This window comes from Clostridium puniceum (genome assembly GCF_002006345.1).
GTDB classification, from domain to species: domain Bacteria; phylum Bacillota; class Clostridia; order Clostridiales; family Clostridiaceae; genus Clostridium; species Clostridium puniceum.
In genome coordinates this window covers 35,613-50,489 of the sequence record NZ_LZZM01000180.1, presented here as the reverse complement: position 1 = coordinate 50,489, position 14,877 = coordinate 35,613, and the positions used below count along the sequence as shown (strand labels likewise).

The 14,877-nt window shown below is 25.1% G+C and carries 14 protein-coding genes; 1 reads left to right on the top strand and 13 read right to left on the bottom strand.

Annotated features, from left to right (window positions below):
• Positions 1-133 precede the first annotated feature (133 nt).
• The 9 genes from CLPUN_RS15405 to CLPUN_RS15370 form a co-directional block, all read right to left on the bottom strand.
• On the bottom strand, positions 134-1,429 hold the full coding sequence (locus CLPUN_RS15405) for a homoserine dehydrogenase (protein WP_077848137.1): 1,296 nt from the start codon (positions 1,427-1,429) through the stop codon (positions 134-136).
• Positions 1,430-1,883: 454 nt separating this feature from the next.
• Positions 1,884-2,957: a glycoside hydrolase family 99-like domain-containing protein gene (locus tag CLPUN_RS15400; RefSeq protein WP_198944349.1), complete on the bottom strand. Its 1,074-nt coding sequence runs from the start codon at positions 2,955-2,957 to the stop codon at positions 1,884-1,886.
• Between the two features lie 110 nt (positions 2,958-3,067).
• Positions 3,068-3,121, bottom strand: coding sequence for a hypothetical protein (locus CLPUN_RS29660; protein WP_423237305.1), 54 nt, complete (start codon positions 3,119-3,121; stop codon positions 3,068-3,070).
• A gap of 20 nt (positions 3,122-3,141) precedes the next feature.
• Entirely contained in the window at positions 3,142-4,224 is a 1,083-nt protein-coding gene (locus CLPUN_RS15395; protein ID WP_077848136.1) for an acyltransferase family protein, read from the bottom strand.
• 56 nt (positions 4,225-4,280) lie between these two features.
• Positions 4,281-5,186 carry a glycosyltransferase family 2 protein gene (locus CLPUN_RS15390; RefSeq protein WP_077848135.1) on the bottom strand — a complete coding sequence of 302 codons (906 nt, stop codon included), beginning with the start codon at positions 5,184-5,186 and terminating at the stop codon, positions 4,281-4,283.
• Positions 5,187-5,203: 17 nt separating this feature from the next.
• Positions 5,204-6,304 (bottom strand): glycosyltransferase, encoded by a 1,101-nt coding sequence (locus CLPUN_RS15385; protein ID WP_077848134.1) that lies wholly within the window; start codon positions 6,302-6,304, stop codon positions 5,204-5,206.
• A 4-nt stretch (positions 6,305-6,308) separates the two neighbouring features.
• Positions 6,309-6,725: a hypothetical protein gene (locus tag CLPUN_RS28790; RefSeq protein ID WP_242954150.1), complete on the bottom strand. Its 417-nt coding sequence runs from the start codon at positions 6,723-6,725 to the stop codon at positions 6,309-6,311.
• Positions 6,726-7,711: 986 nt separating this feature from the next.
• Positions 7,712-9,172: an oligosaccharide flippase family protein gene (locus tag CLPUN_RS15375; RefSeq protein ID WP_077848132.1), complete on the bottom strand. Its 1,461-nt coding sequence runs from the start codon at positions 9,170-9,172 to the stop codon at positions 7,712-7,714.
• A 231-nt stretch (positions 9,173-9,403) separates the two neighbouring features.
• Positions 9,404-10,702: a tyrosine-protein kinase domain-containing protein gene (locus tag CLPUN_RS15370; protein ID WP_242954149.1), complete on the bottom strand. Its 1,299-nt coding sequence runs from the start codon at positions 10,700-10,702 to the stop codon at positions 9,404-9,406.
• A gap of 163 nt (positions 10,703-10,865) precedes the next feature.
• Here CLPUN_RS15370 and CLPUN_RS15365 point away from each other — a divergent pair, with 163 nt between their 5' ends.
• Positions 10,866-11,621, top strand: a complete 756-nt coding sequence (locus CLPUN_RS15365) for an SGNH/GDSL hydrolase family protein (protein WP_077848131.1) — start codon at positions 10,866-10,868, stop codon at positions 11,619-11,621.
• Positions 11,622-11,707: 86 nt separating this feature from the next.
• On the opposite strand, the gene CLPUN_RS15360 is transcribed toward CLPUN_RS15365, so the two are convergent.
• The 4 genes from CLPUN_RS15360 to rfbB form a co-directional block, all read right to left on the bottom strand.
• A complete protein-coding gene (locus tag CLPUN_RS15360; protein ID WP_077848130.1) occupies positions 11,708-12,382 on the bottom strand; it encodes a CpsD/CapB family tyrosine-protein kinase in 675 nt (224 codons plus the stop codon).
• 15 nt (positions 12,383-12,397) lie between these two features.
• Positions 12,398-13,075 carry a YveK family protein gene (locus CLPUN_RS15355; protein WP_077848129.1) on the bottom strand — a complete coding sequence of 226 codons (678 nt, stop codon included), beginning with the start codon at positions 13,073-13,075 and terminating at the stop codon, positions 12,398-12,400.
• A gap of 374 nt (positions 13,076-13,449) precedes the next feature.
• Entirely contained in the window at positions 13,450-13,707 is a 258-nt protein-coding gene (locus CLPUN_RS15350; protein WP_077848128.1) for a hypothetical protein, read from the bottom strand.
• 107 nt (positions 13,708-13,814) lie between these two features.
• Positions 13,815-14,867 (bottom strand): dTDP-glucose 4,6-dehydratase, encoded by a 1,053-nt coding sequence (rfbB, locus tag CLPUN_RS15345; RefSeq protein WP_077848127.1) that lies wholly within the window; start codon positions 14,865-14,867, stop codon positions 13,815-13,817.
• Positions 14,868-14,877 lie beyond the last annotated feature (10 nt).

Below are 14,877 nucleotides of genomic sequence, written 5' to 3'. Positions count from 1 at the left end.
ATATATATATATATATATATTTTAAAAAATTTTGTTCATTAAGATTTAATTTCTATATTAGAGTGATTGGATAAGACAACCAACTAAATTATGAACTTTCTTAATTAGAACTTATATATTTAATATTAATAATTTATTTAAAATCTTCTATTCTTATTATATTATCTATTTTATTGACTGATTTTAATTCTTTAATTTCTTTAACTGCATCATCTATTTGAGCTTCATTAGTTTTATGAGTAACTAATACAATGGTTACTTGACCGTCTTCTTCATCACCCTTTTGTATTACTGAACGTATACTTACATTATGTCTGCCAAGTATTGCTGTTATTTCTCCTAGAACTCCTGATTCATCTAAAACAGTTGCTCTTATGTAGAATTTACTTTGAACAGCGCCCATCTCTAAAATTTTTCTTTCCCATAGGTTATTTTTTACTACTGGGTTAGGGTTTTCTGTATCAACATTACTTCTTACTATAGAAACAATATCACTTACTACAGCACTACCTGTTGGTAAATCTCCTGCTCCTCTTCCATAAAACATTAAATCTCCAACTGCATTTCCTTTAATAAATACTGCATTATATGAATCATAAACATTTGCAAGTGGATGCTTTTTAGGAATCATTGTAGGATGAACTCTAAGCTCTACCTTTCCATTTACTTCTTTTGCAATTGCAAGTAATTTAATAGCCATTTTAAATTCTTTAGCATATTTCATATCAACAGCTTCAATTTTAGTAATACCTTCTCTATATACATTTTTTACGTCAATTTTTGATCCAAAAGCTAAAGATGCAAGTATTGCTAATTTATATTGCGCATCATATGCTTCAATATCTGATGTAGGATCTGCTTCTGCATAACCTTTTTCTTGAGCTTCTTTTAAAACATCATCAAAATCAACATCTTCAAGTTCCATTTTACTCAAAATATAATTTGTTGTACCATTTACAATACCATAAAGAGTTTCTATTTTATTAGCAGTTAAGCTTTCATCTATTCCCTTTATAATTGGAATTCCTCCAGCTACACTTGCTTCATATTGGAACATTATTCCTTGTTCATCAGCTTTTTCAAAAAGTTCGTCTCCGCCAGTTGCAAGTAACATTTTATTTGCAGTCACTATATGCTTTTTCTTATTCATGCATCTAAGCATATAATCTCTAGCTGGTTCCATTCCTCCCATAACTTCAACAACGATTTTAATAGTATCATCTTCTAATATTTCATTAAAATCTGTAGTAACAAGTTCATTTGGAATGTCTACTCCTCTTGGCTTATTCTTATCTCTTACAAGAACCTTTGCCACCTCTACTTCATATCCGCATCTTTTCATGATTTCTTCTTTATTAGAATTTAAAATCATCCAAACACCACGACCAACATTCCCCAATCCTAGTAGTGCTATTTTTACCTTTTTCATCTTATGCCCCCCTTAAATTACAACTATTATAAATAATAGTATACCTCCTAATTATAAATGTTATATTAATTTTTGGCTATATCTTTTTATTATGCAATACATAAAAAACTCAATTTTAAATTCTTTTGCCTAAACCATTCTTTTTCCTTTTTCTTCATATTGATTTCTTAATTATATCTATTATGTTTTAGTGTGTTTAAATTATCACCATTTCTTATGTGCACTATAAAAGAACAATAATATAACAACTACCAATAAACAATAAATTCCAATTATTTTTATCATCCTTTATCCCAACTTTCTTTTATTGTAACTTGTTTGAATTATCAGATTAAAATTTCTATACACAAATATTATATTTTTTTACTTTACTTTATATTTTATTCGCCTACTTATGTAAATATTACAAATACATAGGTTTAGTTAATACTAAATCTCTCTTCTTTATATTCTATTATTTTACTTTTATAATCTCTTCAATGCTCTCTAAATATTTATATTTGCATTTTTTATCTGGCTCTAAATAAGCTCCTTCAGCCCATTCATTCCAAGCATTAAGAAAAATATATTCTTTCTCGGATTTTCTACTCTTCTCATACTGAATATTAAAATATTTTTTAAATTGACTAGGGTCTGCTCCTGTTATTATCATAGCTCTGCTTCCCCACCTTGCACTATTGTCCCAGTCTACAAAACTACCTAAATAAGTTAACTTGTGCTTTTTTCTCTTTTTATTAATTATATTATTCCAAATTAGATTATATGGAATTTTATCATACACCTTAAATCCCTTTTTGTTTAAATTCTTTTTTATTAGTCTTATTCCTTGTTTCCACAATGGTAAATAATGCCTTATTGTATGCATAGGTTCCATTTCTAATTGTGCACTAGAATTCTTTAATGATGATGCTTTTTGATGTCCTGTTAAAGTTTCTATAATATAAATCCCACTAAAACCATACTTTTTAATTCTCTTCCCCCAATAATCTATCATTTCTTCACAGTTTTTAATATGTGAAGCTCTGTACAATACCATAATTGGCTTATTATCCTTTTTAATATATCTTTTATCCTTAAAAAAAGGTAACAAATACTGAAAATGTTTTTCCCAATCATCTAACTCTCCATATTCTTGAGACATTAATACATCTTTTTCTCTACCATCCCAATTTCTCGTCCAAGGTTCATTGGCCCATGATATGCAAAATGGTAATTTAATATTTGAATTTTCAAGCATATTTTCCATAGGTTTTTCTAATAACATTTTCCCACAAAACCAATAATGGTAATAACAAAATCCATAAATTCCATATTTCTCTGCCATATTACATTGCCATTCTTGCTTATTACTATCTAACAAACAATAATAATTGCTATCTAATGGTTCTTTGGGTTGATAATGACCTTGAAACAAAGCTTTAGCTTTCTTAGTGTTTGTCCATTCAGTAAAACCATTTCCCCACCATAAATCATTTTCTGGTATAGCATGAAATTGTGGTAAATAAAAAGCTATTATTTTAGGCTTCATAATATACACTCCTCATCTTCTTTTTTATTACGCTTTCCATAAGTGTAGCATACTGTATTTCCACTATTTATTATTCTATTTTTATGTTTAACTTAGCTGCTTTTAATATTTTATTCTTTATACTTATCTTTCATATATTTCTCAATACATTTTGAATCACATATTAGTAAATCATTATATTTGACTATATTTTATCACCACAAAAATAACTTAATAATCTATTACTTCCTCTATATATTAAATTATTCCATCCAATAATTTTTCTTATTGTGTCTAAGCTAAAACTCCAAAGCAAACTTAAAATAATAACACTTACTATCATAAAAAATACATTGTTAATGTTATAAATTGAATTTGCTAAATAATAAGTTGAAATAAACATATGAATATAATATATATCACTAGATTTTTTACCTAAAAAACTAATTGTTTTTTTACTTATTAATATATTTTCAAAAAAAATATATACGGATAAAATAATAACAAATGATAAATAATAATCAAATTTAATTCCTATAAAGCTTTGCGAATCTAATATCTGCTTAATGATTAAAGAAAAAATCAATAGAATTAATAGAATTGATTTCTTAACATATTTTTTATCCTTATTTATATACTGATTTATTTTTATAAATATGTTGCTAAACGCAGTATACACTCCCAAAATAAAAGGAAATCCCCACGATATAATTGTTAATATTTTAATGTTCTCTAATTGAATTATGTCAAAGCAAGAAATTAAAAAAAAAATTATAACAAATTTAATCTTATATTTTTCAACTAATGTTTTTAGAAAAGGAAATAATATATAAAGCACTAATATTACCGAAACAAACCACCATGCACCATTAAGACCTGGATAACCTATTAAATATTGAAATCCTGTTAAATTTAGAATAATTAATATTATCTCTTTGAATCCTTTTCCAATTAAATTCATATATTTTTCTTTAAAAAAGACTATTGATATAATAATTGATGTAATTACTATAAATATATAATTTATATATAATTTATATAATTTCTCACAATAAAACTTTTTTATACTAAATTCTGTTTTTATACTTTTGTATAATCCAAATCCACTCAAAAATAAGAATATACTTACACAAACCTTTCCTATAACTGCTATTCTTTGTGATAGTGCAATATGCCCTATAGTTACTCCATATCCTGGAACATTCCAAAATAGATGATGTATTATCATTAAAATTATTGCAATTCCTTTGCAATAATTCGTATTTTTTATAGTAAAATCATCATTCATATTATACTTTCCTTTCAATTTCTAACTTTTTGATTAATTAGAATTTTAATTACTATTCATTCTCCATTTATATATATAAATGGGTATCTTTTATCTATAATATTAAATACACCATGAAAATAATATTTTATGATTTTACTATTCTTATTTTTTATTAAAATATCATATAAAGTTTTTGCTATTAAGTATATAAAAAAAAATATTAACTGTGGTAATGATGCATTTTTCTTAATAAACACTATTTTATTTCTATTCATAAGATATTCGCCTAGTTCATTTATTACATCTATTGTAGATGATCCTTTATGAAAAATCTGTGCTGGAGTAAAACATACTATATCATATCCATATTGTTTAGCCTTATAGCACCAATCAGTTTCTTCATAAAACAAAAAATAGTCTTCAGGAATTAATCCTATTTTTTCAATAACTTCTCTTCTTATTAAAATACATGCTCCTCCTATATAATCACATTTAATTATTTCTTCATTTAGTTCTTCTATATTTTTATGACTGTTTATAGGAGACATATCTCCTTTTATCAATTTGATAACAGCCCCAGAAGATTGTACTATTTTAGGATTGTAATATTCTAATATAACTGGCCCTACTATTCCACAATTCAAATTTAGTTCCATACAATTAACTAATTTTTTCAAAAAATTTTCCTTTACAACTGTGTCATTATTTAATATGCATATATATTGAGCATTATTAACCAAAGCATATTTAACACCTTTATTATTTCCACCTGCATATCCTAAGTTTTTATCATTTTCAATATATACATATTTCTTAGAATACTTTTCCCTTAATATTTGATTTGAGCTATCTGTAGATTTATTATCAATTATGACAATTTTATAATTGTCATATTTTATTTCTTCTAAACTATCTATACATTCTACTGTATCTTCAAAATTATTATAATTTAATACAATTATATATACTAATTTTTCCATTTACATCTATCCAATCATTATTCTTCAATAAACTTTATAAATTCTTTTACTCTGTACTCCCATGAATTTTTTAAAGCATAATCTCTTCTTGATGTATATATGACCCTCTCTGATAATGCTTTATTTAGTTTTTCTATAAATTCTTCTTTGTTAGAATATAAATAAATTAAATCTTTAAATTTCTCTGTTTCTTTATATCTAACGGCTACAACAGGTTTATTCATAGCTAAATATTCATAAATCTTAACTGGATTCACACATTCTATAAGCTTATTTAATTTAAAAGGCATAATTGCTACATCTAAATTATTTAACACTATAGGCAAATTTCTATAATCTTCTGCACCAGCTAAATATATATTACTAATATTTTTAACTTGCAATTTTATTTTACAGTCTTGCATTATAGGACCAATAACATAAAAATCAATATTAGGCTTTTTTAATGCAGCAAATTTTAATATATCTACATCAAACCAATTACTTACAGTTCCTATATATCCAACCTTTTTATTCATATTATTCAAAACAGCATTTTTCCCATGTAAATCAATATTAAAATTCTTTAAATCAACACCATTATTAATTACTTTAATATATTGTTCCTTCGCTCCATATGCTTTAATCAAGTTTTCTTTAATCGTTTCACTAGATGCAACAATTTTAGTGGTACAATTAATCAAAGCTTTTTCTCTAGGTACCAAATTACTTCTATATATATTATTCTTGAAAAGCTCCTTATAATTATCCATACAATCATATATAATCTTGTTTTCCTCAATAATATTATGTGTTAAAAAGTTTATTTGATTTGGATGTGTTAAAATAATGTATTCATATTTTTTTTTAACCATATGTTTGATTTTTCTTCTAATTATTAAGTTGTTAATTTTCTCTATTATTCTATACCTTGATTCATATGGTAAAATCCTTTGTCTAATTATTTTTACAGATGAGTTATTTCTAAAGCCTTCTAAGCATTTTCCTATTTTTCTCCAAGGTCTTTTGCAAAAATATTCTATTTCATAATTTAATTCACTCATTATTTCACAAAAATGTTGTGGACGTTGTTTTATCCAACACCAATCTGCTAAAGATATATAAAGTATACTTTTCATTAATTTACTCCTTTGATCCATCATAACTTCTTATATATACATGTTCAAAAATAGCTAAGATTACCGGTAAACATATTATTCTCTCAATATCTGTAATAATTAAAGTAATCACATTAATTATTACAAACGTAATAATTCCTACTAATTCAATATACTCATTTAGCTTTTTTTTACGATAAACGTATATTATTATTCTAAATAGTTTTATTATTAGTAATATAAACCATACAAGTCCCACTACACCTAAAGTAACTGCTAGACCTACTATACCTACATCAGACTCATATAAATATCCTTGCTTTCCATGTATTATATAAAATCTTTCCAAATTATTAGCTTCATTTAATAAGCCTATAGGGATAATGGGATTATTTATGATTTTCTCTATATAATAATTTAATGCTTCTGTCCTTGCATGCATACTCCAAGCAAAATCAGTTGCATCAAATGATTGTATGAAATTTTTAGTAAAATTTATATTATAGATAAATAAAAACAGATTTATAATAAAGATTATTAGGGTTAATTGCTTAATGTTGCTTTTTCTTTTTAATAATAATATTGCTAGCATAGAAGTTATTACACTAAGTGTTAACATTCTGGTCTGGCATACTAAAATCAAGTAAATTAACCCGAATATTATATTATATACATATAATAACTTGTCATTTTTTTTTTCTAATTTTATTAGTTCAGCCCAAGATAATATGAGAGAAAAGCTGATTATAAGAGCTGGTTGTATTAACCTAATTCTATTATTTCTAATAAAAAATATACTTCCAGAAAGTTTTTCTAGCTTTAAGAATATAATTCCAAACTCCTCATATGCTATAGATTGAATTATAAATAAGAACGAGAGTATGCTTGAAAATAGAATTATAATCCTAAACAGCTTCCTATACTTTTTTTCATCGTCTAAAAAACTTATAAGCAAATAATATAATAAAGGTATAAAAAAATAATAACTTGCTTTAATAACTTCAATAAATCCTTGATTATATACAAAACAACTACTACAAACTTGAATTAAATATATAATCAATAACCCAATAACCTCTTTATTAAATAATCTTTTTTTTAGTCCAAATTTCAGTCCATCAATAAAAAAGATTATTAATCCTATTAGCATAAGTATTAAAATTAGAACTTTATTATTATAAGTATTAAAACCACTCAATTCTTGTGGTAATGAAATTATATAAAAAAATTTTATTTCCAATAATAATATTAATAATAGTATATAAGTTACTATTTTTTTCATTTCAGCATATAAAATTGGGGATATATTTTATTATTAAAAATAAAATAATATTGTGTATTTCGCTAAGTGACCATTTTGCGCTTATATCCGCATCATTAATTCTTATCTGATTAAAAATAAAATCCTTCATTTTACCTCCTTCAAATTTAATTGTTTTGTTTTATATTACTTAGTTTGCTTATTATATTTCTTGTTTTACATATATTTATAATTTCTATCTGAATTTCATCTTTAGTTATAAACATAATAGTAATATAAAAAATTATGCCTATGCTAATTTGAATTATACTAGCTAACATATTATTATTAAGAAAAATACCTATAGGAATAATAATAATTGCCATAATAACAGAACATATTAAATATTTGCTTATCTTCTTTAACATTTTTTTAATTGGAAGCTGTTTTCTTACTAATATCATTTGAATTATTACACCAATAAACTCTGTTGCTACTATTGATGTTGCTGCCCCATATGATCCGAATTTTCTTAATAACACCATATTCATAGTAAAATTTGTTGCTGCTGAAACAATTATTGAAAAAGTATACTTATTTTCTTGCTTAGTGCCAATTAAATATTGTACTCCAATAATATTCGCTAAACTTACAGCTATTATTATTACTGCGCTAACAGAAGTTAATTTGCTGATTTCTAAATATTTACTCCCAAGTATCCAAGAAATTAAATTATTAGATACTGCCATTAATCCTATTGATATAGGCATAGCTATATATGAAACAATTTCAAATTCCTTTTCTATTACAAACTTTACATGTTCTTTTCTGCCGTTTCCAATCATATTGGATATTCGTGACATTAAAACTATACCTAAAGATGTTATTAAAGCCAAAACTATACGAATTATTTTTTGTGAATAATCATAAAAAGCAACTTGTTCTATAGTTGAAAATACTCCTATTAGTATTCTATCTAGTAATGCATATACTTGTATAAATATCTGTGGTAAAAAAAGAAACACTAATTGCTTCAGATTGTTTTTTATAATTTCCATATTAATTTCTATTTTTTTAATTTCTTGTGGTACATTAATCCATATTATTATGACTCCTAGAATATTTATTCCAACTGTTAAAGAAATATATAACACTAAATCCTTAGAACTTTTTACCAATGCAAATAAGCTAATCATTCCTATTAATTTAACTATACTATTTCGTACAGAAATTTTTTTTAAATCTTCTAACCCCATAAAAAGCCATGATATATCAAACATAAAAGATATTATATTTAGCCCTTGAACTAAATATATAATTTTATTTTCAGTCACACAAAAAATAATAAACAAATAATATAAAATTAATGAAACAAAGCTACCTATTAATTGAATTAAAAGTAGTGCCCAAAAGGTTTCCGAAAGATTTTTTTTATTATCTCTAATATAAGCTATTTCTCTATTACCATATAACCCCATCCCAAGTGTCCCAAAGATCATAAAATAATTAACTATTGAGAATGTATAGGAGGTTATTCCCAAATCACTTGGTGTAAATATTCTTGTTAAATAAGGCATAGTAATGAGAGGAATTATTAAAATTAAAATTTGATAAAATGTATTGTATATATAATTTTTTACAATTGTCATATTATTGCTCCTTGTTAATTGGTGTTAGCAATAAGACATATTTAAAAATAAGGAATTAGTATGCTAATATCAGACGACGTCAGTACAATTAACTAACAGTCTAATATGAAGCAAACATATCTTTTTATCTAACGCAAAATATACTTCGCATATATAATATTATTTAAAATGTAATATATATTATTTTATGTTGAGTTATTTAGCATTATTCCAAAAACACCCAATTAAAATTTAATTCAATACAGTTCCAATTATCTTAGCTCCAATTTTATCTAAAATCTTTTTTGATTCTACTAAGGCTTCAATTTTTGTTTTTTCTGCTTTTACCACAAAAACATTTCCATCTGCCTTAGTTGATAAAAGATGTGTATCCGTAAAATTTTGAATTGATGCAGTATCTAAAATAATTAAATCATATCTGTTTTTTAAACATTCTAACACTTCACTCATTATATTAGACCCAAGCATTTCTGATGAATTTGATAGCACTTTTCCACATGTTAGTATAGACATATTTTTGCTGTATTCCTTAATTACATTTTCTACTTTTTCTTTTCCTATAAATACATCTGAAAGTCCTTGCATATTCGATATATTAAATATTTTGTGTAATGATGGATTTCTTAAGTTACAGTCAACAATTACAACATTCTTATTAATTTCTGAGAAAGCTAAAGCAATATTACTTGATATAATAGATTTTCCTGTTGCCATTTCTGGACTTATTATTGCTATTATACTAAATCCTTCCTCACTAAAAGAATAACTAATATTATTTCTTAATTGCCTATAAGCTTCTGACTGTATGGAATTGCAATTATTCTCTATAGCAAGCCTTCGTCCTCTATTCCTTCTCTTAATTTTTTCTTGTGGAATACTTCCAATAACAGGTATATCAATTACTTTTTCTAATTTCTCTTTAGTATTTATTCTATTATTAAAATTCTCTAGAAAAATGACTACTAAAACTCCAAACATTAATCCTAATATAAATCCTATAGAGATATTTGTTACTTCATTTGGATTCTTTTTATCTTTAGGTAATTTTACGTTTTCTATAATTATTGAATTATTATATGGTATAAGTTTTTTTGACTCTTTAACGAATTCACTACTTATGCTCTCTGTAATTTTTTCAACTAAATATTTATCTTTACCTATAGCTTTAATTTCTAAGATTTGCGTGTCTATATCAGGGATGACCGTTAATCTTTTTAACACTTCTTCTGATGTTATATTTATATCATATTCTTTAATTGTTTTTTCTATGAAGTCATTCGTTTGTACTAATTCAGCATATGTTTTTATCAAATTTTTATTCATTTGAACATCACTATCATTATAATTACTATTAATCATATCTCCTTTCCCCATAAATATTTTACTTCTCGCTTCATATGTAGGAACAATAATAAAAAAACTTAGAACTATTGCTAGTATTGTAAACGATAACTCTAATCCAACTATAACCTCCCATCTTTTTTTTAATATTATTATTATATCTCTCATGCTTAAATTCTCTTCAATCATCTCAGTCTTCCTCACAATCTTTACAAATTGAACTTTATTCTTTGTTTCAACTCTAATTATTTATATAATCTTTAAAATTTGTAATATTTTATTATATATTTATTAAAATATTGTTATATATATGCTAATGAAAAACATATATATTTTTAAGGTGGTGATAATTTTGAAACGAAGAATAACTTATATGTGTTTTATTGTTCTATTAACAATAACTTTGATAATGACTTTAACTTTGGGCATTTTAAGACGTAATAAATTAAAATTAGAAAATAAGAAAGATTATGATATTTGGATGCAGTCAAAAACTTCCCCTGATCCTAACGATAATTTAATCTTTTATAAAAAATTAAAGAATAAACAAAATGTTAACATCTTGGTTTTAGGGGATGATTTAGCTCTTAGTAAGGGCAAATCTGAAACTCATCCTGGATGGTTAAATCTACTTGTTTATTATGTAGAATCGTCTTTTGGAAATAAAACTTATCTCCAGTCCTTAGCCCAAAATGGCGATACTATAGTTGAAGGTAAAAACATAGTTTCATCTAATCCTAATTTAGAAAATTTTGATTTAATAATCACTTGTTTTGGAAAAAATGACTCAATAAATAAACTCCCTTTAGCTTCATTTACTCAAAACTATACTGAACTAATTCAAACATTAAAATATAAAAACCCAAATTGTATAATACTTTTCATGTTACCAAATACTTTGAGTGAAAATAATATTTATAGAGATGAAATTCAAAATATAGCTAATAATAATAATTTAAAATGTATTGATATGTTAACTCAATTTAAAAATTCAAAAGTAGAATTATCCAATTTAGTTAATAATGACATTCCAAATGATAATGGTTATAATCTATATGCTGTAACTTTAAATGATATTATTCAAAATGAAGTTTCTAAGCTAAAATAAAAAGACTCCAGCATAATATGCTGGAGCCTTATAATACTGATTTTACACAAGTTATTCTATATTCTCACATTTAATAAAAATTATTTTTAAGTTTCTAAAGCATCTTTTTCTTCTGTTCCATAATAGTAATAATATTTGTTTTTATTATTACTTACCCTATTTATAACTACTCCCAATATGTTTGCTCCAACTCTATTTAAAATATTTTTTGCTTCTTTTACAGATTCTATTTTACTTTCGCCAGCTTTTAATACAAGAAGAGTACCATCTGCTTTAGTTGATAAAATTTGTCCATCGGTAACAACTTGTAACGGAGGGCTATCTATTATTACAATATCATATTCTTCTTTAAGTTCTTCTAATAAATTGCTCATCATCGTTGAACTAATCATTTCTGCTGGATTAGGAGGTATTTTCCCACTTGGCAGTATATAAAGATTAGGTCTATATTCTTGAATAGCACTGTCTAATGTTTTTTTTCCTATCAGGACTTCTGAAAGACCACATAAATTTGATATGTTAAAATATCTATGAATTGTAGGCTTTCTTAAATCACAATCTATTATTATTACTTTTTTTCCATTTTGCTCAAATGATAATGCTAAATTGCCTGATATTGTTGATTTTCCTTCTTTAGGGCATGCACTTACAACAACAATGCTTTTAATTTCTTTATCAATAGAAGAATATTGAATATTGGTTCTTAATGTTCTGTATGATTCTGCTTCCATTGATCTTGGTTTGTCCTCAACTACTAACATTTTATTTCTCTCCTCTTAATTCTTTTCTACACAAGGTATAATGCCTATTACAGGAAGTTCCATTATTTTTTCAGTTTGTTCTTTTGTCTTAAGTGTATCATCCATGTATTCCATAAAAAGAGCTGTTGCAATTCCGATTATAAATCCTACCAAACAAGCTATTGCTATATTTGTTTTTTTATTAGGGCTCACAGGTTCCTGTGGCAGTTGAGCGCTTTCGATAACTTTTACTGTTCCATTTGGTATAAGCTCTTTAGATTCTTTTATAAACTCATCTGTAACTGCTACTAACACGTTTTTAGCTAGTACCTTATCTTTATTTTGATAACTTATTTCCAATATTTGTGTATCTGTCATAGGATTAATTTTCAAAACGTTCATAATTTCTGAAGATGTTATATTTAAATTGTTTTCGTTTGTTGCATTTTCAATCAGATCTTTAGTTTTTATTAACTCTGAATATGTCTTTAATAATTTTTGATACATCTGAACATCATTATTATTATATTCTACATTTTTATTTTCTTCTTTACCTATAAAAACTTTTGTATTGACCTCATAAACAGGCTTAATGATAAAAAAACTTATTATTGCTACAAATACTGTTATAATAGCTGTAATTCCAGCTATAGTTTTCCAACGATTTTTTAGTATTGTAAACACATTTTGAATTTCCAAGTCCATTTCTTCCATATTTGTATTTCCTTTCTACTTAATATTTTACTATATTTCATAGTTATAATGTTCTAAAAAATACACTCTCATAACAAATACTGCATATCATGTTTCTATAACTGCTAATTTTACATCATTACCATCTTGTACCTTTATATTTTTCATTACGATGAATATATAAATATATTCCCCGCTAAGATTGATATTATATATATACTTATATATTTTATATTTTAGAAGTATATTTGAATATGAAACACTTGATTTAATGCAAAGTTTTTATTGCAACATGACTTTAACTATAAAAAAACAAGCCTTTTGTTTATCAAAAAAGCTTGTTTTTAATTGATATATTTTGTTACATTTAGCTTATATCTATTATTTCAATAATTTTATATTTTCATCCTGTAATTTTTTTCTTTACCTTCTTTATCTTCTATTGCTATAAATACACCAATAGCAGCCACTATTATTCCTAAGAATATTCCACTAAATTGTAGATATTGATATGAATTCGCCTTATTTTTTAATAGACTTAATACTATATTTTTTATAAAATTGATATTTATTGCCAGAATAGGCATAACCAAGATGATAATACAAACTAAAATTAATATAATAAGTTTGATTTTTGAGTTATTTAATTTCATGGTTCTACCTCCTATTTGTTTAATATTATATGAGCCCATCAGAGATTTTGTATAAAATTAATAAGAGGAAGTGGAAGATAGATCTATTATAGATTCATCTTATATTTTTATTGCTTATAAATTTTTTCGTAATACTTTTGGTACTCACCAGAGGTTACATTCTTCATCCATTCTTCATTATCTAAATACCACTTTATAGTTTTCTCAATTCCCACTTCAAAAGTAGTTTCTGGATACCAGCCTAGCTCTTCTTTTATCTTATCTGGTGATATTCCATATCTTCTATCATGCCCTTTTCTATCTTCAACATATTTAATTAAATTTTCAGTTACTTGTTTATCTACATTTTTATTTATATAAGATATTACAGTTTTTACTATTTGTATATTACTTCTTTCATTATGTCCTCCAATATTGTATACTTCTCCAAATTTTCCATCATTTACAACCATATCAATTGCTTTTGCATGATCTTCAACGAACAACCAGTCTCTTATATTCATTCCATCACCATATAGAGGTAAATTCTTATGCTGTAAACAGTTATTAATTAATAATGGTATCAGTTTTTCAGGAAATTGAAATCTCCCATAGTTATTGGAACATCTTGTTATGTTCATTGGCATCTTATAAGTATCATAATAAGCTTTAACCATCAAATCTGATCCAGTCTTACTTGCCGAATATGGACTATGAGGATCAAGTGGTGTCGTTTCTCTAAAGAATCCTTCTGAATCTAAGGACCCATAAACTTCATCTGTAGATACGTGAAGAAATTTAACGCCTTCTTTAAATCCATCTTCTGTTTCCCAGGCATCTTTTGCACAGTTAAGCATATTAACTGTACCAAGCACATTTGTTTTAACAAATATTTCTGGTTCCCTTATGCTTCTATCAACATGTGATTCTGCTGCAAAATGAACAACATAGTTTATATTATACTTTTCAAAAATATTTGAAACTAATTTTTTATCACAAATATCACCTTGAACAAATATATATCTTTCATCATTTTCAATGGATTTAACATTTTCTAAATTTCCTGCATAAGTTAATTTATCTAAATTAATTATCTTAATATCACTATATTTATTTAACATGTATAAAACAAAATTTGATCCTATAAATCCAGCTCCACCGGTCACTAAATATATTCTCATTATTACAACT

Coding starts and splice junctions, on each gene's coding strand:
- CLPUN_RS15405 (WP_077848137.1), bottom strand. CDS start 1,429: ATGAAAAAGGTAAAAATAGCACTACTAGGATTGGGGAATGTTGGTCGT.
- CLPUN_RS15400 (WP_198944349.1), bottom strand. CDS start 2,957: ATGAAGCCTAAAATAATAGCTTTTTATTTACCACAATTTCATGCTATA.
- CLPUN_RS15395 (WP_077848136.1), bottom strand. CDS start 4,224: ATGAATGATGATTTTACTATAAAAAATACGAATTATTGCAAAGGAATT.
- CLPUN_RS15390 (WP_077848135.1), bottom strand. CDS start 5,186: ATGGAAAAATTAGTATATATAATTGTATTAAATTATAATAATTTTGAA.
- CLPUN_RS15385 (WP_077848134.1), bottom strand. CDS start 6,304: ATGAAAAGTATACTTTATATATCTTTAGCAGATTGGTGTTGGATAAAA.
- CLPUN_RS28790 (WP_242954150.1), bottom strand. CDS start 6,725: ATGCATGCAAGGACAGAAGCATTAAATTATTATATAGAGAAAATCATA.
- CLPUN_RS15375 (WP_077848132.1), bottom strand. CDS start 9,172: ATGACAATTGTAAAAAATTATATATACAATACATTTTATCAAATTTTA.
- CLPUN_RS15370 (WP_242954149.1), bottom strand. CDS start 10,702: ATGATTGAAGAGAATTTAAGCATGAGAGATATAATAATAATATTAAAA.
- CLPUN_RS15360 (WP_077848130.1), bottom strand. CDS start 12,382: ATGTTAGTAGTTGAGGACAAACCAAGATCAATGGAAGCAGAATCATAC.
- CLPUN_RS15355 (WP_077848129.1), bottom strand. CDS start 13,075: ATGGAAGAAATGGACTTGGAAATTCAAAATGTGTTTACAATACTAAAA.
- CLPUN_RS15350 (WP_077848128.1), bottom strand. CDS start 13,707: ATGAAATTAAATAACTCAAAAATCAAACTTATTATATTAATTTTAGTT.
- rfbB (WP_077848127.1), bottom strand. CDS start 14,867: ATGAGAATATATTTAGTGACCGGTGGAGCTGGATTTATAGGATCAAAT.